Origin of the sequence: Ruegeria pomeroyi DSS-3 (assembly GCF_000011965.2) — a bacterium.
In the GTDB taxonomy this organism is placed as follows: domain Bacteria; phylum Pseudomonadota; class Alphaproteobacteria; order Rhodobacterales; family Rhodobacteraceae; genus Ruegeria_B; species Ruegeria_B pomeroyi.
In genome coordinates, this window is record NC_003911.12 from 958,580 (window position 1) to 981,109 (window position 22,530).

The window sequence follows — 22,530 nt, forward strand, 5'->3', positions numbered from 1 at the left end:
CTCACTCCTGCTCCGCCAGGAACCGCTCCGCATCAAGCGCGGCCATGCAGCCCATGCCGGCGCTGGTCACCGCCTGGCGGTACTTGTGGTCGGTCAGGTCACCGGCGGCAAAGATGCCGGGGATCGAGGTTTCGGTGGTGCCGGGTTTCACGCTGACATAACCGCCATTGTGCAGCTCCAGCACATCCTTGACCAGCTCGTTGGCGGGCGCATGGCCGATGGCCACAAACACGCCCTTGCAGGGGATGTCGGTGATCTCGCCGGTCTTGACGTTGCGCACCTTGACCCCTTCGACACCCAGCGGGGCGTCGGTGCCATAGACCTCTTCCAGCTGGTTGAACCACAGCGGCACGATCTTTTCGTTCTTGAACAGGCGATCCTGCAGGATCTTCTCGGCGCGCAGCTCGTCGCGGCGGTGGATCAGCGTCACCTTGGACGCGAAATTGGTCAGAAACAGCGCCTCTTCGACCGCTGTATTGCCGCCGCCGATCACCACGATTTCCTGTCCGCGATAGAAGAACCCGTCGCAGGTGGCGCAGGCAGAGACGCCAAAGCCCTTGAACTTCTCCTCGCTCTCCATCCCCAGCCATTTGGCGCGGGCGCCGGTGGCCAGGATCACCGCATCGGCGGTATAGGTGGTGCCGCTGTCGCCCTTGGCGACAAAGGGACGCGCCGAGGTATCGAGCGAGGTGATGATATCGCCGATGATCTCGCAGCCCATCGCCTTGGCATGGGCCTCCATCCGCACCATCAGGTCGGGGCCCTGCACCTCGGTATCGCCGGGCCAGTTCTCGACCTCGGTGGTGGTGGTCAGCTGGCCGCCCGGCTCGATCCCCTGAACCAGGATCGGCTCCAGCATGGCGCGGCTGGCATAGACGCCGGCGGTATAGCCCGCAGGCCCGGACCCGATGATCAGAACCTTGGTGTGACGTGTCTCGGCCATGATATCCCCAATGCAGATGGCTGGCGGCGCACCGCCTGTCGAAGAGGGGATATAACCGCCCGGCGCGCGCTCTTAAACCCCTTTGCACATTCGCGTGTGTCGCCGGGCATCGAGGTGTGATCCGGCAAGGCTCGGGAAGAAAATTGCGCATGTACGAAAGATTATTGCGCAGCCGACCGGGGCTGTTATAAGAACCGCAAAAAACGGGAGTTGTTCATGGTCGCGCACCGGCTGGACGAGATAGACCGCAAGATTCTGGCGGAGCTTCAGGCGGATGGCCGCATGACCAATGTCGAGCTGGCCAAACGGGTTGGAATTTCGGCGCCGCCCTGCCTGCGACGTGTTCGCGCGCTTGAGGACGCGGGGCTGATCCGCGGCTATCACGCCGAGGTCAATGCCCGCCAATTGGGATTCGAGGTGCAGGTGTTTGCCATGGTGGGGCTGGAAAGCCAGGCCGAGGTGGAACTGAGCGCGTTCGAGGCGCGCTGCCGCGAATGGCCCTTGGTGCGCGAATGCCATATGCTGAACGGCGAGGTCGATTTCATGCTGAAATGCGTGGCCCCCGACCTGAGCAGTTTCCAGAGCTTTCTGACCGGTCAGTTGCTGACCACGCCCAACGTGGCCAGCGTCAAGACCTCGCTGGTCATTCGCGGGGCGAAGGACGAGCCGGGTGTTCCCTTTGATGTACTCGAGGAACGTTTGAGCCGGTCTGCCTGAAGTCGGCAGGAAGGCGATACCGCCCGGTCATCGGTGGCAGCAAGATCGCTGCCAATGTGCATAACGCCCAGAACACCAATAAACCCATTGCCCTTTCCTCAGGCAGGGATCGCGTCGATTTCACCTTCACCCGCGCGCGCAAATGCCTGCGGGCCGAAATCGGTCAGCTGATCAATGTGGTGGAACAGATTCAAATACAACGAGCGGATCGCCTGGCTGAGCACCCGCACGGCCTGAACGCCGGGGTGATAGGTCTCGAACTGCAACCCGTCGACATTGATGACCGCATGGCGGCGCAGGCAGATATGGAACACCTCGATCGGGGTCGGCGGCGCGGTCTCGATGATCCCCATGCCATCGACGAAATGCTGCACCGGGGTCAGCATTGGCTGGTCGCCCGCCAGCGCGCGCAGGTGGCCGGGTGTCGCCAGCAGCCGGGCCGAGGGGCCTGCGATGACGCCGGACATCGGGCGCTGCATGCCAAAGGCATCCGCCATGATTCGGGTCAGCCGATAGTCGCGACCGGTGGCCGAGACGCGGCCCGGCACGATCACGGTCGAGCCTTTCCAGACCACTTCCTGGGCGGAACCGTCCTGCGTGATCACCCGATCCCCCGGCAGCAGGTCCTCGATCGCCATGGGGCCGCAATCGGTGTCGATCAGCGAGCCGCGCGAAAAGGCGCAGAACGCGTCCTCGAACAGCGGCAGGGCCGGCGCGATATGGCGGGTCTGAACGACATTTCCGTTTTCCAGCAGGGTGCTGACCTCGTAACGGCGCATCTGCGGGCGCGGCTGGGGGCCGCGCAGCGCTGCCGGATCCTGCAACAGGGGACTTGTATGGACAGCATTACGCGCCGCCCTGGCGAGCGAATGGGGGATAGACATGGCGATATCGGCCCTTTCCTACTTCGGGTCGCATCTGCGTCGGCCCCCACCGACGACGTCAGACGGACAAGATGTCCTCATCTGAATCGACGGAAACATGCGGTGAAACGGATCAAATTGTCAAAAAATCAGACAGGAAAACCCGGTTTCCGTGGCTAATGCAGCGTTCCCCTCAGAACTGTTTCCAAATGGACGCGCTAACGTCCAAACTCGTTAATTTGCCCCCAAGTCCCGCCCCGCGATACGGCGGGGCGGGCTCTTGTGCCGGGCCGGTCAGGGGCAGCGTCCGGACCCGGGTCCTCGGAAAGGCAGCGAGCGGCCCTCCGCGACTAATCTCTTGATCAGGCCGATTTTGCCTTGATCTGTGCGGCATTCCGGCGGGCGATCATCGCCGCCCGGCGCGCGCCACGGGCCCAGGGCATCTGCACTTCGGTCTTTGCGGCGGTTGCAACTACCGATTTCACAAAGCGCGTCTGGGTCATGGTCTTGCTCCTGCCTGAGTGCCGACTGTGCGGCGTCATGTTTCTGCTACCGTCGAATGTGCCAGCAGTTTGGGGCAGGTCTGGGGCGCTTCCTTGAAAAATGAGCGACAATTCGGTCTTGGTTAGCGCGGGGTTAACAGCACCTCACGCATGCGTAACGTGCTTATATGTATCGGGAAAATTCTCGCCCGATCTCTGGCACAACGTCAGGCTGTGGCAGGTGGGGCCAGAATGTGGCGAAACCGGCCCGCCGTGCCCGCTGCCGTCCTCACAGGCGAATGGCAGAGATCAACCGCCCGTAATCGGCCTCGCGCGCGTGGGTTGCGCGGCGGTAGGAATAGAATCGGTCGGCATCCGAATAGGTGCAATGACGCGTCCATTCCGCCTGGCCGCAGCCCGCCGCGCGCAGCCGGTGCAGGCCATAGGCGGGCAGGTCGAACAGCATCCGATCACCGGTGCCATTGGCAAAGAATCGGCTGTTGTCCATGTCCTCGGCCAGGAAATCGTCGAGGAATTCCGGCCCGACCTCATAAGCACGCTGCGAGATGGTGGGGCCGATCACGGCGGTGATATCGGCACGGCTGGCCCCCAGCGCCTCCATTGCGTCCAGCGTCGCCTCAAGCACCCCGTCGCGGGCGCCGCGCCATCCGGCATGGGCGGCACCGATCACCCCGGCCTCGGGGTCGGCAAACAGCACCGGCTGGCAGTCGGCGGTCAGCACCGACAGGGCCAGGCCCGGTGTCGCGGTGACCAGCGCATCGGCGCGCGGCTTGTCGTTCAGCGGCCCGGTGACGGTGACCACATCCGGCGAATGCACCTGATGCACGCCGACCAACGCCTCGCGCTCGACCTCCATCGCCTGCGCCACGCGCGCCCGGTTGAGGATCACCACGTCGGTCTGGTCAGAAGAGCCCGAGCCGCAGTTCAACCCGGCGAACACGCCCGACGAGGCGCCGCCCCTGCGGGTAAAGAACCCGTGGCGGACAAAGGACAGGCTGTCGGCGGTGAGGATTTCCAGCGTCATGGTTCCAATCCGGGTGGTGGGGTGGCGTCCGAGGGATAGAGGCCCAGCACCTTGAACAGGTTTCCCATTTCCTCGGGATGCGTCAACCGGCGATGTGCGGTGATCAGCCGATCCAATGCCGCTTCATCCGCGTGCCGCGCCAGCGCCTGTGCCCGCTGCGCGATGCCCAGGCGCTCCAGAAACACGCCCTGGGTGCTCAGGCGGCTATGGGCGCAGCCAGCGGCGCGGGCGGTCATGGCCAGCACTTCGAAATCCACATGCGCGGTCAGGTCGGCCTGACCGGGATCGGCCAGCGGGTCGGCGGGGGCATGGTTGCGCAGCGCCTGCACCGTATCGCCCAGCGAGCGCCAGTCGCCGTAATCGACGATCAGCGCGGCGCCGCCATCGGCGGCGATGCGGCTGGCAAGTTCCGAAAGGATAAGCCCGGCAGCGGGGCACAGTTCGACCAGATCGCCCTCGCGCGTGTCCTCCAGCCGATGCGCCAGCGCCGGTTGCAGCGCCTCGGCGCCCAGCCCCCAGCACAGTGCGCCATCCCGCGCACCGACCAGACGCTCGCGCCAAACCGCGCCCGCGCGTTGGAACTGCCGCACCGGCAAGGCGTCGAAAAATTCGTTGGCAACCCCGAACAGCGGCCCCGCGGGCAGGTCGCTTACAGTGTCGCACCACTGCGGGTCATGGCCAGCCAGCGCCTGCGCCTGGGTTGCGCGCAGCACCGGCGAGGCCTCGACCAGCCAGAGCCGGGCGGCTTCGTGAAATCCGGGCACCGCGCGGGTGGCGCGCAGGGCGTCGGCCATCAGCGTGCCGCGCCCGGGCCCAAGCTCTACCAGGGTAAAGGGCGCGGGCCGCCCCTGATCCATCCAGGCCTGGGCCAGCGCCAGCCCGATCAGCTCGCCAAACATCTGGCTGATCTCGGGCGCGGTGGTGAAATCGCCCGCCACGCCCAACGGGTCGCGGGTGGTGTAATATCCGTATTCGGGATGCAGCAGGCACTCGGCCATGTAATCGGCCAGGCTGAGCGGCCCCTGCTGGGCGATCCGTTCCAGCAGCAGGCCGGTCAGGCTCATGCCGGTACCGCGCGGGCGCGAAGTACGAACCACAGCCCCAGTGCGATCATCGGCAGCGACAGCAGCTGGCCCATGGTCAGCCCGTATTCCCCCACTTGCCAGGCCAGCCCCAGCGGGTTGCCGGGAGTGACGAACTGCGCGTCGGGCTGGCGAAAGAACTCGACCACAAAGCGCGACAGGCCATAGCCCGCCAGGAATACGCCGGTAATCAGGCCCGGCCGTTTCAGCGCCCCGCGCCGCCAGACCAGCCACAACAGCAACGTGCCCAGCAACAGCCCTTCGAGCGCAGCCTCATATAGCTGCGAGGGATGACGGGCACACAGGCCGACCACGCCGGGGCAGGCTTGCGCTGCCGGTCCGGGAAAGATCACCGCCCAGGGCAGGTCCGAGGGACGCCCCCACAGCTCGGCATTGATGAAATTCGCCAGCCGACCCAACAGCAGCCCCGGCGCCACCGTATGGGTGATCAGGTCGGCCAGGCTCAGCTTGGGGATATTGTGGCGCAGAGAATAGAGCCACGCCGCGATCACCACGCCCAGAAGGCCGCCGTGAAAGGCCATGCCGCCCTGCCAGACCATCAGGATCTCGGTTGGATTGGCCAGATAGTATGCGGGCTGATAGAACAGCACAAAGCCCAGCCGCCCGCCCAGGATCACCCCGAGGATGATCCAGGTCAGCAGATCCTCGATCCGCGCGGGTGCCATCGGCGGGGTGTTCGCGGGCCACAGCGCCGCGCGCCGGGTCGCCAGCACCGCCAGCCGCCAGGCGATGACGATCCCGGCGATATAGGCCAGCGCATACCAGCGCAGCGCGAACTCCATCCCGAACAGCGAGATCGAGAACAATTCGGGTGAAAGATCGGGAAAATTCAGTACTGCCTGCATATGCGCCTCAATGCCCGGGGCCTGCGGCAGAAGTCAACCTTGAGCCTTGCCCCTTTGTTGCCCATATAGGGGGCAACGTCGACACGGAGAAGACCGATGCAGACCCGCAACAAGATACTGGACGACATTTCCCAGCTGATGACCAACGCGATGGGCGTGGCCCAGGGCGCGCGGGACGAGGCCGAAACGGCGATGAAATCGCTGATCGACCGCTGGCTGGCCGACCGCGACTTTGTCACCCGCGAGGAATTCGACGCCGTGCGCGCCATGGCGCAGAAGGCCCGCGAAGAGAACGAGGCGCTGGCCGCCCGCATCGCGGCGCTCGAGGCGCGGCTGAAGGACTGAGTCCCTCACGGCCCTGACAGGGGTGAAAAGCCGCCGGTGCGGGACCCGCTCCGGCGGCTTGGCATATTTTGGGCAGGGCGGATCGGATCGCAAGCGGAACCTGCCGAGGCCTGCCAATATTTTGGGTTGCGTGCCGCGTTTCCCACAACTTCTCGAAGCTGTCCCCAAATAATGTGGGTTTATCCCCAATTTTCCGGTTGCCAGATCGGCCGTTAGCCTCCACCATATCTAGTATGGACACAGGGAAATCACCCGGTCTGTAGAAAAGGCGACTAGCGCTGGGGGCGCTGACAGCCCCTTGCAGCTAGACATCAGTGAGGTGGCACCATGGCCCTTTCCGAGCAGTTCCTGGAAGAAGACATCCATCCTATCGACATCGTCGAACATCTGGCCGAACACCATGACTGGGATTTCGACCGGATCGGCGACGATCAGATCGCCATGGCGGTCGAGGGGCAGTGGCGGACCTATTCGCTGACGCTGGCCTGGTCGGGCTATGACGAGACCCTGCGCCTGATCTGCACCTTCGAGATGGAGCCGCCAGCAGAAAAGCTGCCGCTGCTCTATGAGTTGATCAATGCGATGAACGATCAGTGCTGGGCCGGAACATTCACCTATTGGGCGGCGCAGAACCTGATGGTCTACCGCTATGGCCTCGTGCTGGCGGGCGGTCAGGTGGCCAGTGCCGAGCAGATCGACACCATGATCGGTGCCGCAGTGCTGAGCGCCGAGCGCTATTACCCGGCGATTCAGCTGATGGTCTGGGGCAACCGCAGCCCAGCGGACGCGATGCAGGTCGCCATTGCAGAGGCTTATGGCCGGGCTTAAACCTGTGCCCCGAACCGGATGACAGGAGAGGGGCATATCGTGGACATGTCTGATATCGCGCGCCGCGGGCTGGTCCTGCTGGGCTGTGGCAAGATGGGATCGGCGATGCTCGCCGGCTGGCTCGACGGCGGGCTGCCCGCAGGCTCGGTCTGGGTGATCGATCCCTATCCGTCGGACTGGGTCAAGGCACAGGGCGTGCATGTGAACGCCGAGCTGCCCGGTGATCCGGCCATCGCGCTGATCGCGGTCAAGCCGCAGATGATGGGCGATGCGCTGCCGCAGATGCAGGCGCTGGGCAATGGCACGACGCTCTTTGTCTCGGTCGCCGCCGGAACCTCGATCGCCACCTATGAACAGATCCTTGGCGCCGATACCCCGATCGTGCGCGCCATGCCCAACACGCCCGCCGCCATCGGGCGCGGCATCACCGCGCTGATCGGCAACGCCCGCGCCTCTGCCGCCGATCTCGACCTGGCCGAGGCGCTGCTCAAGGCGGTGGGCCAGACCGTGCGGCTGGAGCGCGAGGAACAGATGGATGCGGTCACCGGCGTCAGCGGCTCGGGTCCCGCCTATGTGTTCCACCTGATCGAAACGCTGGCCGCCGCCGGCACCGCCCAGGGCCTGCCCGCCGATCTGGCGATGCAGCTGGCCAAGGCCACCGTCGCAGGCGCAGGCGCCCTGGCCGAGGCGGCCGAGGAAGACCCCGCGCAACTGCGCGTCAACGTGACCTCGCCCAATGGCACCACCCAGGCCGCGCTGGAGGTGCTGATGGAGCCCGAGACCGGTTTTCCCGGCCTGCTCAACCGGGCCGTCGCCGCCGCCACCAACCGATCCAGGGAGCTGTCCCGTGGCTGAGATTTCCTTTGACGACTTCCTCAAGGTCGACATCCGCGTGGGCGAGGTGATCCGTGCCGAAGCCTTCCCCGAGGCGCGCAAGCCCGCCATCAAGATGTGGATCGACTTTGGCCCCGAGATCGGCGAGCGCAAGACCTCGGCCCAGATCACCGCGCATTACGACCCGGCGACACTGGTGGGCAAACAGGTGATGGCGGTGGTTAACTTCCCCCCGCGCCAGATCGGCAAGTTCATGTCCGAGGTGCTGGTGCTGGGCCTGCCTGACGACAACGGTGAGATCGTGCTGATCGGCCCCGACGGCAAGGTGCCGCTGGGCGGGAGGATGCACTGATGAAACTTTTGATCGCACGGCCGATGACGGCCGCCGTCGAAGCCCGCGCCCGCGCCGAATTTGAGACCGAGATCCGCACCAGTACCACGCCCCTGAGCGAGGCCGAGATGCTGCGCGCCCTGCGCGAGTTCGACATCGTCATGCCCACTCTGGGCGACATGTTCAGCGCCGATGTGTTTGCCCAGGTGCCAGAGCCACGCTGTCGGCTGTTGGCCAATTTCGGTGTCGGCTACAACCATATCGCCGTGGCGGCGGCACGTGCGGCGGGCGTTGCCGTGACCAATACGCCCGGCGCGGTGACCGATGCCACGGCGGATATCGCGATGACGCTGCTGTTGATGACCGCGCGTCGTGCGGGCGAGGGCGAGCGGCTGGTGCGCTCAGGCGCCTGGGAGGGCTGGCATCCGACCCAGATGCTGGGGCACCATGTGACCGGCAAACATGTCGGCATTGTCGGGCTGGGCCGGATCGGCCAGGCCATCGCCCGGCGCTGTCATTTCGGGTTCGGCATGCAGGTGTCCTATGTGGCGCGCAGCGACAAGGACGTGGATTTCCCGGTGTCGCGAATGGAGAGCCTCGCGGCCTTGGCCGGAGCGGTGGATTTCCTGGTCATCGCCGTGCCCGGCGGCGGCGAGACCCGGCACCTGATTGATGCGCAGATTCTGGCCGCGATGAAACCTTCGGGCATTCTGGTCAACATCGCGCGTGGCGAAGTGGTGGACGAGGCGGCGCTGATTGCCGCGTTGTCAGAGCGCCAGATCGCAGGGGCAGGGCTCGACGTCTACGAGTTCGAACCAAAGGTGCCCGAGGCGTTGCGGGCGATGGAACAGGTGACGCTGCTGCCGCATCTGGGCACCGCCACCGAAGAGGTGCGCAGCAGCATGGGGCATATGGCGCTGGACAATGTGGCAGCCTTTGCCGCCGGGCGCGACCTGCCGAACCCGGTGAGCTAAATTTTCGGGGAACGGGCCCCACCCGCCCGCCGTTGACCCGTCCTTGCGGACGAGCCGCCTCTGGTTGGGCCGGGCAGCGCGGCCTGCGGCCGCGCTGCGGTTGCGACAGGCGCGCCCTGTGCGGGCCATGCCCGCGCCGGGCGCGCCGGGCCCAACGGCCGCAGGGGCATCCCGTGGATGCACCGAGGCGGGCGGGAGCGCCCCCTGTCGGGATCAGTGGCCCTTGGCTCCGGGATCGCCCGTCGCCTCGCGCCAATGCTTGCGGCAGAGCGAGACATAGGTTTCGTTGCCGCCGATCTGGACCTGCGCGCCTTCGGTGATCGCCCGGCCCGAGGCATCCTGACGGATCACCATTGTTGCCTTGCGGCCGCATTTGCAGATCGTGCGCACCTCGCGCATCTCGTCGGCCAGCGCCAGCAGCGTCGCCGAGCCGGGAAACAGCTTGCCCTGGAAATCGACCCGTAGCCCATAGGCCAGCACCGGCACATCCAGATCATCGACCACCCGGGCCAGTTGCCAGACCTGTTCGGGGCTGAGGAATTGCGCCTCGTCGACAAAGACGCAGGCCACCGGCCCGGCGCCGAGCCGGTCGCGGATCATCGCAAAGACATCGTCCCGGGGCGTAAAGATATCCGCCTCGGCGCCGATCCCGATCCGGCTGGCGATACGCCCGGTCCCGGCGCGCCCGTCAATTGCCGCCGTCATCAGATAGGTCTGCATGCCGCGTTCGCGGTAATTGTGCGAGGCCTGCAGCAAGACGGTCGATTTGCCGGCATTCATGGTGGAGTAGTTGAAGTAGAGTTTTGCCATGGGGCACCGTCTAATCTTTCGACCTGAGCGCGGCAAGCAGGCCCGACACGGCGGCAGCCCCAAATAGTTGGCACCGCCCCCGCGCAGGCCCGTCCTAGGCGAACCTATGGGGATGGACTTGGACCGTTGCGATTGCGGTGCCCCGTGCCACAGGTGTGGCTGTTCGGTCGGAGGCGGCGAAACTTCCTCCGAAACACGGTAAACCCGGCAGATGAAAGACCGGTCACTCGTTTAAATCCCTGAAAACCTGAGGGATAGCCAAGGTATGACATTTGACTTAGAACGGATTCATGGGAAAAATTCGATCCGTTTCCCCGACAAAAACAATGGGGCGGAGAATGCGGTTCAGGAAAGGGTGAATATGGCCGATATCGGGGCATATCTGAAGAAACATACCGAGGCCTTGGTCAAGGATGTGGGTATCGAGGCCGCCTGTGCATTGACCGGTAAGTCAAAGGCGACATTAGGTCGGTATTATTCGGATAATGCGGAACATGCCGACCGGTTCATCCCGGTTGACGCGGTCGCGCGGCTGGAAGGCGCGTCCAGCTATCCGCATGTCACCTCGGCCCTGGCGGAACTCAAGAACATCACGCTCAGCTATGACGGGCGAAACAGCGATACCGAGACCCGGACAGGCGGTGTCAATGCCGACGTGATCGCGCTGAGCCAGCGATTCGCCATGCTGATGACCGAATATCAGACCGCGATCGAAGACGGGATCATCACCGTGAACGAGGCCAAGCGGCTGTTGAAGGAAACGGTTCAGTTGCAGCAGGTCCTGATCGACATGAAGCTGCATCTGGAAGAGGAAAGCACCAGCTGAGGACAGGCACGCCGCCTCCTGCCGATCCGGCGCTTGCCGCGCGTTATCTGCGGTTTGCCCGGGTCGAGGCTGAGGGGCGCTCGCCCGTCTATGCCAGTTGGGCGCGGCATGTGGCGGGATCATTGCGGGCACTGGCCTTTCTGCAAACCCTGCCGCCCGATCGTCGCCAACCCAACCTGTTTTTTGCCGCGCTGCGTCTGGTGGGCGGGCTGCCCGAGGCCGGGGTCGCGTTTGACGATGTGCTGACGCGCGAAGGCGATGCCATCGCGGCGGTGATGCGGGCGCGCCGGACCCAGACCAACGAGCCGGGGCGCTGCGCCTGCCTGCTGCCGCTCTTGGCGCAACTCGACGGGCCGCTGGCCCTTATCGAGGTCGGCGCCTCGGCCGGATTGTGCCTGCTGCCCGATCTCTATGGCTATGACTGGGGCCGTGCCCGGCTTGACCCGCCGGGTGGGACCGGGGCGCCGATGTTCCCTTGCCGGGTGAACGTGCGGGCGCCCTTGCCCGAGCACCATCCAGAGATCGTCTGGCGGGCGGGGCTGGACCTGTCACCGCCCGACCTTGGGGATGCGGCGGATGTGGCCTGGCTCGAGGCGCTGGTCTGGCCGGAACAGACCGACCGGCTGGCAGGGCTGCGTCAGGCCACAAGCATCGCCCGGCAGGCGCCGCCGCCGGTGATGGCGGGCGATCTGACCCGCGATCTGGAGGCGCTGATCGCGCAGGCGCCCGCTGATGCGCGGCTGGTGGTGATGCATTCGGCGGTGCTGACCTATGTCAGCGACCCCGGGGCGCGGGCGGATTTTGCCCGGCTGATGCGATCACGCGATCTGCACTGGATCAGCAACGAGGCGCCCGGCGTCTTTCCCGACCATGCCGAGGGGCTGACTCCGCGCGAAGACATGTTCCTGATGGCGCTGGACGGGCGCCCCGTCGCCTGGACCGGCCCGCATGGGCAAAGCCTGGATTGGCTATAGCGTTTCGTTGCAGAAAGGGGGCAGATCATCGCCAACGATCAGGGCCGCCGGGGGGCACTGACCCTTTGCGGGGCCGCTTATTTTTTGGCCTTGACCTGAACCCTGCTTGAGCTCGCATCCTTCCGTTTCAACTTGTCAGCGGCGCGCGATCCAACAATGGGGCAACAATGAACTATACGATGGCGGGGATGATCCTGTTCACACATAACTATCAGGACTGTGTCGATTTCTATGGCTCGACCCTTGAACTGGAGGTCTTGCACCGGATTGATCGACCGGGTGAAACCCTAACCACGTTTTTGTTGGGTGATGCATACTTGATGGTCGAATCCGGTGGAGTGGCCTCGGATAAGCCCAAGACGCTTGAGCAATCTCCGGTGAAGTTACGCTTCAACGTTCGGGACGTGCGGGCGGCGGCCGATCAGCTTCTTGAAAAAGGGGTACCTGTGAAGGTTACCGAGCATATCTGGGGAACCACCGCGGAATTTGTCGATCCAGATGGCAATCGCTGTGCGCTCAGGTCCGACAAGGGGTTTGGCGAATAGAAACCGGCCGGCCTTGCCCCGTGACGGTATCTCTCCCGGGCAAGGGCTGGCCCCCTTGTTCAGGACGTATGGCGTCGCAGGATGACCGAGCCGACGGAATAGCCCGCGCCGAAGGAGCAGATCAGGCCCAGGTCGCCCTCGACCAGATCGGCGGAGTTCTGGGAAAAGGCGATGATCGACCCGGCGGATGAGGTGTTGGCATAATCTTGCAGGATGTTGGGCTGTTCGCCCGGCTCCGGCTCGCGGCCCAGGACCTTTTTGCCGATGAAATCGTTCATCGTCTTGTTGGCCTGATGCAGCCACAGCCGTTTCAGATGGGTATTGGCCACGCCCTCGGCGGCCATGTGATCGGCGATATGCTGGCTGACCATCGGCAGCACTTCCTTGAACACCTTGCGGCCGTTCTGCATGAACTGCATGTCGCGCCGGTCCGCCATCCCGTCGGGGCGCGAGCGGCGCAGGAACCCGTTGTTGTTGCGGATGTTGTTGGAAAACTGGGTGGCGCAGCGGGTCGAGAGGATCTCGAAATGCGGGCCCTTGGCGTCCTCGATGCGTTCGATCAGGGTGGCGGTGGCCACGTCGCCAAAGATGAAATGACAATCGCGGTCGCGCCATTCCAGATGGGCCGAACAGATCTCGGGGTTGACCACCAGCGCCGAGCGGATCGAGCCCGAGCGGATCATGTCGGCGGCGGCCTGAATGCCGAAGGTGGCCGAGGAGCAGGCCACGTTCATGTCAAAGGCAAATCCTTCGATCCCTAGCGCCTGCTGGATCTCGATCGCGACCGCCGGATAGGCGCGTTCCAGGTTCGAGGCGGCGCAAATCACCGCGTCGACATCGGCGGCGGTCTTGCCTGCCTGCTCCAGCGCCTTTTTCGCGGCGTACACGGCCATTTCGGTCATGATGCCCGGTTCGTCATCGCCGCGCTGGCGCAGCAGGGGATGCATCACCGCCGGATCCAGTACGCCGGTCTTGTCCATCACGTACCGGTTCTCGATGCCGCTGGCCTTGACGATGAACTCTTCCGAGGAGTGCTGCATCGGTTCCATCTCACCGGCGGCGATGGCCTCGGCATTCTCGGCATTCATCCGGTCGGCATAGGCGTTGAAGGCGGTGACCAGTTCGGCGTTGGTGATGACATTTGGCGGCGTAAAGACTCCGGTGCCGGTGATGGCGGGTCTGAACATGGCGGATTCCTTGAAATCTGGGATTTGCTCAAAATGCAGGCGATAGCGTGAGCGATCAAGAGCGGATGACCCGAGGGAAAGCGGGCAAAAGGGCGAAATCACCTTTCATAACTTGAATGGTTCAGATTTTGAAGTATATCCCGCCACAGAACAGGGCAATCCGATGACCGACCACGACTCTTCTCCACCGAAATCCTACCCGCCCGAGATCGAGGCGATGATGGGGGTCTATGCGCTTTATTGGAAGCTGGAGGAGGTGATCGCGTCCGAGGTCGCTGAAACTTGCCTCAGCCGCCCCGAGGTGCATATGCTGATCAAGCTGGACGCGCCGATGCGCATGGGGGTGCTGGCGCGCGACATGCTGGCGCTGCCCTCGACCATCACCGCCACGGCGGATTCGCTGGAGCGCGCGGGCTATCTGACCCGCAGCCGCGACCCCGACGACCGCCGCGCCTGGCTGTTGGAGTTGACGCCCGAGGGCCGGGCGCTGCGCGCCGAGTTTGTCGCCGATGCCGGTGCGCTGTTTCACGAGGTCTCGGGGCTGGATGCAGCCCAGACCGAGGAATTCGCGCGGCTGGCGCGCAAGATCCGCCTGACCATCCTGGAAACCGGACTATCCGAAGGGTTCAAGACATGAGATTTCTTTTTGCGCTGGGCACCGTGCTGAGCCTTGCCGCGGCCCCCTTTGGCGGCGGATACGCTCGCCAAGCCGGTCAAGCTGATGGTGGTGAGCGAGACCGCACCCGGGTTCTCGCGCCAGTTCTTTGGGCAGGTGGCGGCGCGGCGCACGGTCGACCTGGCGTTTCAGGTGGCCGGCCAGATCGTCCAATTCCCGGTGAACGAGGGCGTGCTGCTGCCCAAGGGCAGTCTGATCGCGCAGCTGGATCTGGAGCCGTTCGAGCTGCAACTGGATCGCGCCCGGCTGCAAAAGGAACAGGCCGACCGCACGGTCGCGCGGCTGAGCCGGCTCAAGGGGACCACGGTCAGCCAGGTGTCGCTGGACGATGCAGAAACCAGTGCGCAGCTGGCCGCCATCGCGCTGCGCGACGCGGAATATGCGCTGGAACATGCGACGCTGACCGCGCCCTTTGACGCGCTGATCTCGCGCCGCAACGTGGCGGCCTTTACCACAGTGGCGGCGGGTACGCCGGTGGCGCGCATCCACGACATGTCGGAGCTGAGGATCGAGGTGGACGTGCCCGAGATCCTGTTCCAGCGCGCGGGCGAGCCCGAGGACGTGACCATCACCGCGACATTCCCGGCCTCGGACCGGGTGTTTCCGCTGCAGATCCGCGAGTTCGATGCCGAGACATCCAGCGTCGGCCAGACCTTCCGCATCAATTTCGGCTTTACCCCGCCGCCCGATCTGAACGTCTTTCCCGGCTCGTCGGTGACGGTGAACGTGCGGGTACGGGATGGTGAGCCGGGCATCGCGGTGCCGCCCTCGGCGATCATTCCCGATGCGGGCGGCGGTCCTGGCGTGATGATCTTTGAGCCCACAGGCGCTGATACCGGAACGGTGCGGCGGCAGGCGGTCGAGATCGCGCCCTTGCCGAACGGATCGGTGCGGGTGCTGTCGGGCCTTGGCGAAGGGAACGAGATCGTCAGTGTCGGCGGTGCCAGCCTGAAGGACGGGCAAGCCGTGCGCCGGTTCACCGGCTTTGGCAACTGAAGGGCCGGGTCATGAACATCGCGCGCCTGTCGATCGAAAAGCCGCTTTATACCTGGTTGATCATCCTGATTTCGCTGGTCGGCGGCATCTGGGGCTTTGCCACGCTGGGCCGGCTGGAAGACCCGGCCTTTACCATCAAACAGGCGGTCATCGCCACGCAGTATCCCGGGGCGACCGCCGAACAGGTGGCGCTGGAGGTCTCTGAACCGCTGGAATCGGCGATCCAGAAGATGGACGAGGTGGATATCATCACCTCGGTCAACCAGCCGGGCCAGTCGCTGATCGAGGTCGAGATCAAGTCGACCTATGACGGGGGCGAGCTGCCCGCGATCTGGACCAAGCTGCGCGCCCGGGTGGGCGATGCCGCCCGCACCCTGCCCGACGGGGTCAGCGCCCCCTTTGTCAATGACAGTTTCGGCGATGTCTATGGCCTGTTCTATGCGGTGACCGCACCGGGATACAGCGATGCGGAACAGCACGAACTGGCCACCTGGCTGCGGCGCGAGCTGCTGGCGGTGCCCGGAGTGGCCGGGGTCGAGGTGGCGGGGCTGCCGGACGAGGCGATATTCGTCGAACCCGATCTGGCGCTGTCGGTGAACCAGAACGTGCCGGTGCAGGCGATTGCCAATGCCATTGCCACCGCCGATTCCGTGCGCGACGCAGGCACCCTGCGCAACGGGGACGGCAAGACCGCGATCCTGCGACCCGAAGGCTCGGACAGTGTGGACGCCATTGCGGGCCTGTCGGTGGGCACGCAAGGCAAGGTGATCAACCTGTTCGACATGGCGCAGGTGCATCGGGGGCGTCAGGCCGACCCGGACCTGATCATCCGCCATAACGGGGGTGAGGCGTTCTCGCTGGGCATTGCCGGGTTGGCGACCGAGAACATTGTCGAGGTGGGCCAACGGGTGGATGCCCATCTGGCGGAACTGGACGGCGATATCCCCGCCGGCGTGACGCTGGAACCTATCTATCAGCAGCATGTGGTGGTCGAGGAGGCGAGCAACGCTTTCCTCGTCAACCTGGCCATGTCGGTGGCCATCGTGGTGGCGGTGCTGGCGCTGTTCATGGGCTGGCGCGCGGCGGTTGTGGTGGGGGCGACCCTGCTCTTGACCGTGGTCGGCACGCTTCTCTTCATGGCGCTGTTTTCCATCGAGATGGAGCGGATCTCGCTGGGTGCGCTGATCATCGCCATGGGGATGCTGGTGGACAATGCCATCGTGGTGGCCGAGGGGATGCAGATCGCCATGCTGCGCGGCAAACCCTCGCGCGCGGCCGCGGACGAGGCGGCGGGCAAGACGCAGATCCCGCTGTTGGGCGCCACCGTGATCGGGATCATGGCCTTTGCCGGGATCGGCCTCAGCCCCGATGCGACGGGCGAGTTCCTGTTCTCGCTCTTTGCCGTGATCGGCATTTCGCTGCTCTTGAGCTGGGTGTTGGCGCTGACGGTGACGCCGCTGTTGGGGCATTACTTTTTCAAGCAGGGGCATGCGGATGCCGCCGATGCCTATGGCGGGCCGCTGTTTCGCGCCTATGCCGCCACTCTCAGGGCCGCGTTGCGGCTGCGCTGGCTGGTGGTTGTGGGGCTGGTTGCGGTAACGGCGGCCTGTTTCGCGGGCTTTGGCCTGATGAAGCAGCAGTTCTTTCCCAATTCGAACACGCCGCTGTTCTTCGTGCATTACAAGCTGCCGCAGGGCACGCCGATCGAGACCACCGCCGGTGATCTGGCCCGGGTCGAGGCCTGGCTGAACAAGCGTTCGGACGTTCTGGCTTACACCACATTTGCCGGGCAAGGCGCGACGCGGTTCATGCTGACCTATGCGGCGGAGAAGCCGAACCCCTCTTACGGCCATATGATCGTGCGAACGGCGAGCATCGAGGATATCCCCGCGCTTCAGGCCGATCTTGAGGCGTTTGGCACCGCCACCTTCCCCGAAGGCGAGTTTCGCACCAGGCGGCTGGTCTTTGGCCCCGGCGGCGGCGACCCGATCCAGGTGCGGTTCTCGGGGCCCGATCCGGCAGTGCTGCGGCAGCTGGCCGATACGGCGATGGGCGAGATGCGGGCGGCCTCGGACAATATCACCGGCGTGCGGTCAAACTGGTACGAGCAGGAACTGGCGCTGCGCCCCGTCTATGCCACCGAGCGGGCGCAGATCGCGGGCGTCAGCCGCGACGATATCGCCGACATGCTGCGGTTTTCCACCGATGGCATCACCAGCGGGGTGCTGCGCGAACGCGACCGGCTGATCCCGATCATCGTGCGCCGCCCCGCCGATGGGCCCTATTCCATCGTCGATCAGGTGGTCTATTCGCCGCTGTCCGAGACATTCGTACCGGTCGAACAGATGGTGGACGGGTTCGAATACGAGGCGGTCAATACGCTGGTGCATCGCCGCGACCGGCTGTTGACGGTGACCGTGGGCGCCGACATTCCCGCCGATCTGACCGCAGCCCAGGTGCATGCCGAGGTGCGCCCGGTCATCGAGGCGATCGACTTGCCTCCGGGTTACCGGATGGAATGGGGCGGCGAGTTCGAGGATTCAGCAAAAGCGCAGGAGAGCCTGGGCAAGCAATTGCCGCTGAGCCTGTTGATCATGGTGCTGATCTCGATCCTGCTGTTCAACGCGATCCGCCAGCCGGTGATCATCTGGCTTTTGGTGCCGATGTCGGTGAACGGGGTGGTGATCGGCCTGTTGGGCACCGGGTTGCCGTTCACCTTTACCGCGCTTCTGGGTCTCTTGAGCCTGTCGGGGATGCTGATCAAGAACGGCATCGTGCTGGTCGAGGAGATCGACCTTGTTAGGGCCGAGGGCAAGCCGCTGCGCGCGGCCATTGTCGAGGCCTCGGTATCGCGGATCCGGCCCGTTATGCTGGCCGCTGTCACCACCATTCTGGGCATGGCGCCGCTGTTGTGGGATGCGTTCTTTGTCTCGATGGCGGTGACCATCATGGGCGGGCTGGCATTCGCCACCGTGCTGACCCTGATCGCGGCGCCGGTGTTCTATGACCTGTTCTTCAGCCGCGAGGCGCGGGCCGGGGCCTGAGAGGGGTGCGGGCGTCAGGCGCCCGCGTCCGTCGCCGGGTCATAGTGATAGTAAAAGCAGGATATCTTGTTGCCATCCGGGTCGCGCAGATAAGCGACATAGAAATCCGGCCCGTAATAGGGCCGGGTTCCCGGCCCGCCCGCATCGGTGCCGCCATGGGCAAGACCGGCAGCGTGAAAGGCGCGGACCTGCGCGGCATTCTTGGCCGGAAAACCCACCATTGTGCCATTGCCGGTGCTGGCGGGCGAGCCATCGAACGGGGCGCAGACCCAGAAGCCGGTGCCATTGTCATAGTCCTGGCCCCAACCGGCCCAGCCCTCGGGCCAGTCGGGCAGGCGCGGCTGATCCAGCACCGCAAAGACCGCGTCATAGAACCGGACCGCGCGGGTCAGGTCGTTGGTGCCGAAGGTGGTGTAGATATTCATGGGGGTGCCTCGCAGGGATCGATTGCGCGATCATGCGTGGTCTCTGGCCCCGGCGAAAGCCTGAAAGACGAATGTTGCATCTGACAGAGAAAGGCCGGGGGACGCCGTCCCCCGGACCCCCTGGGAGTATTTTCGACCAGAAAGAAGCAGGAGAGACCGGTTTTCGCCGGTTTCTCCCGGTTTTTGGGGTGTCACCCCTGAAGGCTGCGCACTTCGATATCGCCTTCGGCCTGGGCCTTGATCGCCAGCGCGGCGGCGTTGCTGCCGGCGGCGGTGGTGAAATAGGGGATCTTGTCATAGAGCGCGATCGAGCGGATGGCCTTGCTGTCGCTCACCGCCTGGGCGCCTTCGGTGGTGTTCATAACCAGATGCACCTGACCGTCCTTCAGCATGTCGACCACGTCGGGGCGGCCCTCATAGACCTTGTTCACGATCTCGCAGGGCACGCCGTGACCCTCCAGCCAGCTTTGCGTTCCGCGCGTGGCAACCAGGGTGAAACCCTGATCCACCAGCACCTGCGCGGCCTCGAGCATGGCGGCGCCCTTGTCGGCGTCCTTGATCGAGATGAAGGCGCGGCCTTCGCTGGGCAGCACCATGCCCGCGCCCATCTGCGCCTTGAGGAAGGCGCGCGCAAAGGAGCGGTCCCAGCCCATCACCTCGCCGGTGGAGCGCATTTCGGGGCCGAGGATGGTGTCGACGCCGGGGAAACGGGCAAAGGGCAGCACCGCCTCCTTGACCGAGAACCACGGCATGTTGGGATCCGCGAGCGTCATCTGGTCGGCGATCTTGGTATCCTCGCCCTCCTTGTAGGGGGGACGCATCGGGAAGGCGCTGAGTTTCTCACCCGCCATGACACGCGCGGCGATCGAGGCGATCGCAGAGTCCGTGGCCTTGGCCACGAAGGGCACCGTGCGGCTGGCGCGCGGGTTGACCTCGATCAGATAGATCTCGTCCACGCCCTGCTCGTTGGCCTTGATCGCAAACTGCACGTTCATCAGGCCGACCACGTTCAGGGCGCGGGCCAGCTTGTTGGTCTGATCCTTGATCTGCTCGATGATCTCGGCCGACAGCGAATAGGGCGGCAGCGAACAGGCGCTGTCGCCCGAGTGCACGCCAGCCTCTTCGATATGCTGCATGATGCCGGCCACATGCACCGCCTCGCCATCGCAGAGCGCGTCGACGTCCAGTTCCACCGCGCCCGACAGGTAGCTGTCCAAGAGCACCGGGCTGTCACCCGAGACCACCACCGCCTCGGCGATGTAGCGGCGCAGCTGGTCCATGTCGCGCACGATTTCCATGGCGCGGCCACCCAGCACGTAAGAGGGGCGGATCACCAGCGGGAAGCCGATATCCTCGGCAATTGCCAGCGCCTGAGCGTCGGTCGAAGCGATGCCGTTCCTGGGCTGTTTCAGGCCCAGACGGTTGACCAGATCCTGGAACCGCTCGCGGTCCTCGGCCAGGTCGATGGCATCGGGCGTGGTGCCCAGGATCGGGATACCGGCCTGTTCCAGCGCGTTGGCGAGTTTCAGCGGGGTCTGGCCGCCGAACTGCACGATGACGCCATGCAGGGTGCCGTTCTGCTGCTCGACCCGCAGGATTTCCATCACATGCTCGAAGGTCAGCGGTTCGAAATACAGCCGGTCCGAGGTGTCATAGTCGGTCGACACGGTTTCCGGGTTGCAGTTGATCATGATGGTTTCATAGCCGACATCGGTCAGCGCGAAACAGGCGTGACAGCAGCAATAGTCGAACTCGATCCCCTGGCCGATCCGGTTGGGGCCGCCGCCCAGGATGACCACCTTCTTGCGGTCGGAGGGGCGCGCCTCGCATTCCACCTCGCCCATCATCGGGGCCTCGTAGGTGGAATACATATAGGGGGTCTGGGCCTCGAACTCGGCGGCGCAGGTGTCGATCCGCTTGAACACGGCGGTAACGCCCAGGTTGTGGCGGGCGCGGCGCACGTTGTCCTCGTCGCGGCCGGTCAGCTGGCCCAGACGCGCATCGGTGAAGCCCAGCATCTTGAGCGCGCGCAGGCCTTCCTCGGTGGTGGGCAGGCCGGTCTTGCGCAGGGCGCGTTCCTCTTCGACGATTTCGCGGATCCGGGCCAGGAACCAGGGGTCGAACTTGGTGACGCCAAAGATCTCGTCATCCGACAGACCGTGCCGCATCGCCTGGGCGATGGTGCGCAGCCGGTCGGGGGTCTGGCGGCTGATCGCCTTGATCACATGCGCCTTGTCATCGGCGCCCTCGACCGCGTCCCAGAGCCCGACCGACAGGCCGGGAATGGTGACCTCGTCAAAGCCGGTCAGGCCCGATTCCATCGAGGCCAGCGCCTTTTGCATCGATTCGTGGATGGTGCGGCCGATCGACATCGCCTCGCCCACCGATTTCATCGCGGTGGTCAGGTAGGGTTCCGATCCGGGGAACTTCTCAAACGCGAATTTCGGGATCTTGGTGACGACATAGTCGATGGTCGGCTCGAAGCTGGCAGGCGTCACCTTGGTGATGTCATTGTCGAGTTCGTCCAGCGTATAGCCCACCGCCAGCTTGGCCGCGATCTTGGCAATCGGGAAGCCGGTGGCCTTCGACGCCAGCGCGGACGAGCGCGACACCCGCGGGTTCATCTCGATCACCACCATGCGGCCATCGGCTGGGTTCACCGCCCATTGCACGTTCGAGCCGCCGGTCTCGACGCCGATCTCGCGCAGCACGGCGATCGAGCCGTTGCGCATGATCTGGTATTCCTTGTCGGTCAGCGTCAGGGCGGGGGCGACGGTGATCGAGTCGCCGGTATGCACGCCCATCGGATCGACGTTTTCGATGGAACAGACGATGATCGCATTGTCCGCCTTGTCGCGGACGACCTCCATCTCGTATTCCTTCCAGCCCAGCAGGCTTTCGTCGATCAGGATCTGCGCCACCGGCGAGGCTTCGAGGCCGGAGCGGCAGAAATGCTCGTAGTCGTCGCGGTTATACGCCACGCCGCCACCGGTGCCGCCGAGCGTAAAGGCGGGGCGGATGATCGCGGGCAGGCCGATATCCTCGAGCGCGTCCATCGCCTCGGCCAGGCCCGCGCGGATGTCGAATTTGCCCTTCTCGTTCTTGGGGGCCGATACGATGGTTGCCTTGGGATTTTCCAGCCCGATCCGGTCCATCGCCTCGCGGAACAGCTTGCGATCCTCGGCCATTTCGATGGCATGGCGCTTGGCGCCGATCATCTCGACCCCGAACTTGTCCAGCACGCCCATTTCCTCGAGCGCGAGCGAGGTGTTCAGCCCGGTCTGCCCGCCCATGGTGGGCAGCAGCGCGTCGGGGCGCTCTTTCTCGATGATCTTGGCGACCACTTCGGGGGTGATCGGCTCGATATAGGTGGCGTCCGCCAGGCCCGGATCGGTCATGATCGTGGCCGGGTTCGAGTTCACCAGGATCACCCGGTAGCCCTCTTCGCGCAACGCCTTGCAGGCCTGCGCGCCGGAATAGTCGAATTCACAGGCCTGCCCGATCACAATCGGCCCCGCTCCAATGATCATGATCGACTGGATGTCGGTTCTCTTCGGCATGGCTGGCCCCTTTGATTTTCATGCGAGTCACGAGCGCCCACCCAGCGCTCAAATTGTCGTGCGTTATAGGCGCCTCGGGGAAAGGTGCAAGAGGGATCGGAAAGCGGCGCGGTTTTGCCGCTTTCGCCTCTTTCACCCGGGCGTGAAATCTCTATACCCCAGGCTCACGCCAATTGG

The 22,530-nt window shown here is 64.7% G+C and carries 22 protein-coding genes; 12 read left to right on the forward strand and 10 right to left on the reverse strand.

Going from position 1 to position 22,530, the window contains the following annotated elements; genetic code table 11:
* Position 1: 1 nt before the first annotated feature.
* Positions 2 to 943: a thioredoxin-disulfide reductase gene (trxB, locus tag SPO_RS04550; RefSeq protein WP_011046652.1), complete on the reverse strand. Its 942-nt coding sequence runs from the start codon at positions 941 to 943 to the stop codon at positions 2 to 4.
* Between the two features lie 216 nt (positions 944 to 1,159).
* Here trxB and SPO_RS04555 point away from each other — a divergent pair, with 216 nt between their 5' ends.
* Entirely contained in the window at positions 1,160 to 1,660 is a 501-nt protein-coding gene (locus tag SPO_RS04555; RefSeq protein ID WP_011046653.1) for an Lrp/AsnC family transcriptional regulator, read from the forward strand.
* 98 nt (positions 1,661 to 1,758) lie between these two features.
* Here the strand turns inward: SPO_RS04555 and SPO_RS04560 are convergent, their stop codons facing one another.
* The 5 genes from SPO_RS04560 to lgt form a co-directional block, all read right to left on the reverse strand.
* Complete coding sequence (locus SPO_RS04560; protein WP_011046654.1) at positions 1,759 to 2,544, reverse strand: Hint domain-containing protein; 786 nt, start codon at positions 2,542 to 2,544, stop codon at positions 1,759 to 1,761.
* Between the two features lie 341 nt (positions 2,545 to 2,885).
* Positions 2,886 to 3,026 carry a hypothetical protein gene (locus tag SPO_RS23185; protein ID WP_193385772.1) on the reverse strand — a complete coding sequence of 47 codons (141 nt, stop codon included), beginning with the start codon at positions 3,024 to 3,026 and terminating at the stop codon, positions 2,886 to 2,888.
* Between the two features lie 268 nt (positions 3,027 to 3,294).
* Positions 3,295 to 4,050 carry a peptidoglycan editing factor PgeF gene (pgeF, locus tag SPO_RS04565; protein ID WP_011046655.1) on the reverse strand — a complete coding sequence of 252 codons (756 nt, stop codon included), beginning with the start codon at positions 4,048 to 4,050 and terminating at the stop codon, positions 3,295 to 3,297.
* Positions 4,047 to 5,114 (reverse strand): class I SAM-dependent methyltransferase, encoded by a 1,068-nt coding sequence (locus tag SPO_RS04570; protein ID WP_011046656.1) that lies wholly within the window; start codon positions 5,112 to 5,114, stop codon positions 4,047 to 4,049. Before SPO_RS04570 ends, pgeF begins: the two co-directional genes overlap by 4 nt.
* Entirely contained in the window at positions 5,111 to 5,998 is an 888-nt protein-coding gene (lgt, locus tag SPO_RS04575; protein ID WP_011046657.1) for a prolipoprotein diacylglyceryl transferase, read from the reverse strand. Before lgt ends, SPO_RS04570 begins: the two co-directional genes overlap by 4 nt.
* A 96-nt stretch (positions 5,999 to 6,094) precedes the next feature.
* Here lgt and SPO_RS04580 point away from each other — a divergent pair, with 96 nt between their 5' ends.
* From SPO_RS04580 to SPO_RS04600, 5 genes are all read left to right on the forward strand, one after another.
* Entirely contained in the window at positions 6,095 to 6,343 is a 249-nt protein-coding gene (locus SPO_RS04580; RefSeq protein WP_011046658.1) for an accessory factor UbiK family protein, read from the forward strand.
* 327 nt (positions 6,344 to 6,670) lie between these two features.
* A complete protein-coding gene (locus tag SPO_RS04585; protein WP_011046659.1) occupies positions 6,671 to 7,171 on the forward strand; it encodes a YbjN domain-containing protein in 501 nt (166 codons plus the stop codon).
* Positions 7,172 to 7,210: 39 nt separating this feature from the next.
* Positions 7,211 to 8,026: a pyrroline-5-carboxylate reductase gene (gene proC, locus SPO_RS04590; protein WP_044029023.1), complete on the forward strand. Its 816-nt coding sequence runs from the start codon at positions 7,211 to 7,213 to the stop codon at positions 8,024 to 8,026.
* Positions 8,019 to 8,357, forward strand: coding sequence for a tRNA-binding protein (locus tag SPO_RS04595; RefSeq protein ID WP_011046661.1), 339 nt, complete (start codon positions 8,019 to 8,021; stop codon positions 8,355 to 8,357). The genes proC and SPO_RS04595 overlap by 8 nt, the downstream gene beginning before the upstream one ends.
* Positions 8,357 to 9,310, forward strand: coding sequence for a 2-hydroxyacid dehydrogenase (locus tag SPO_RS04600; protein ID WP_011046662.1), 954 nt, complete (start codon positions 8,357 to 8,359; stop codon positions 9,308 to 9,310). Before SPO_RS04595 ends, SPO_RS04600 begins: the two co-directional genes overlap by 1 nt.
* Before the next feature lie 213 nt (positions 9,311 to 9,523).
* Here SPO_RS04600 and SPO_RS04605 read toward each other — a convergent pair whose 3' ends face one another.
* Positions 9,524 to 10,120 (reverse strand): thymidine kinase, encoded by a 597-nt coding sequence (locus SPO_RS04605; protein ID WP_011046663.1) that lies wholly within the window; start codon positions 10,118 to 10,120, stop codon positions 9,524 to 9,526.
* Positions 10,121 to 10,481: 361 nt separating this feature from the next.
* Between SPO_RS04605 and SPO_RS04610 the strand changes: the two genes are divergently transcribed.
* The 3 genes from SPO_RS04610 (at position 10,482) to SPO_RS04620 (ending at position 12,465) form a co-directional block, all read left to right on the forward strand.
* Positions 10,482 to 10,946: a hypothetical protein gene (locus SPO_RS04610; protein ID WP_044029025.1), complete on the forward strand. Its 465-nt coding sequence runs from the start codon at positions 10,482 to 10,484 to the stop codon at positions 10,944 to 10,946.
* 47 nt (positions 10,947 to 10,993) lie between these two features.
* Positions 10,994 to 11,920: a DUF2332 domain-containing protein gene (locus tag SPO_RS04615; RefSeq protein WP_044027936.1), complete on the forward strand. Its 927-nt coding sequence runs from the start codon at positions 10,994 to 10,996 to the stop codon at positions 11,918 to 11,920.
* Between the two features lie 167 nt (positions 11,921 to 12,087).
* Entirely contained in the window at positions 12,088 to 12,465 is a 378-nt protein-coding gene (locus SPO_RS04620) for a VOC family protein (protein WP_011046666.1), read from the forward strand.
* Positions 12,466 to 12,524: 59 nt separating this feature from the next.
* Here the strand turns inward: SPO_RS04620 and SPO_RS04625 are convergent, their stop codons facing one another.
* On the reverse strand, positions 12,525 to 13,652 hold the full coding sequence (locus tag SPO_RS04625; RefSeq protein WP_011046667.1) for a beta-ketoacyl-ACP synthase III: 1,128 nt from the start codon (positions 13,650 to 13,652) through the stop codon (positions 12,525 to 12,527).
* A 163-nt stretch (positions 13,653 to 13,815) separates the two neighbouring features.
* Here SPO_RS04625 and SPO_RS04630 point away from each other — a divergent pair, with 163 nt between their 5' ends.
* From SPO_RS04630 to SPO_RS04640, 3 genes are read left to right on the forward strand one after another with little or no spacing between them, the layout of a single operon-like run.
* The gene (locus SPO_RS04630) at positions 13,816 to 14,289 is read left to right on the forward strand and encodes a MarR family winged helix-turn-helix transcriptional regulator (RefSeq protein ID WP_011046668.1); all 474 of its coding nucleotides are present in this window, start codon (positions 13,816 to 13,818) and stop codon (positions 14,287 to 14,289) included.
* Positions 14,290 to 14,322: 33 nt separating this feature from the next.
* A complete protein-coding gene (locus SPO_RS04635; RefSeq protein ID WP_011046669.1) occupies positions 14,323 to 15,324 on the forward strand; it encodes an efflux RND transporter periplasmic adaptor subunit in 1,002 nt (333 codons plus the stop codon).
* Positions 15,325 to 15,335: 11 nt separating this feature from the next.
* Positions 15,336 to 18,368, forward strand: a complete 3,033-nt coding sequence (locus SPO_RS04640; RefSeq protein WP_011046670.1) for an efflux RND transporter permease subunit — start codon at positions 15,336 to 15,338, stop codon at positions 18,366 to 18,368.
* Positions 18,369 to 18,382: 14 nt separating this feature from the next.
* Here SPO_RS04640 and SPO_RS04645 read toward each other — a convergent pair whose 3' ends face one another.
* Positions 18,383 to 18,793: a VOC family protein gene (locus SPO_RS04645; protein WP_011046671.1), complete on the reverse strand. Its 411-nt coding sequence runs from the start codon at positions 18,791 to 18,793 to the stop codon at positions 18,383 to 18,385.
* Between the two features lie 191 nt (positions 18,794 to 18,984).
* Complete coding sequence (carB, locus tag SPO_RS04650; RefSeq protein WP_011046672.1) at positions 18,985 to 22,353, reverse strand: carbamoyl-phosphate synthase large subunit; 3,369 nt, start codon at positions 22,351 to 22,353, stop codon at positions 18,985 to 18,987.
* Between the last annotated feature and the right edge of the window lie 177 nt (positions 22,354 to 22,530).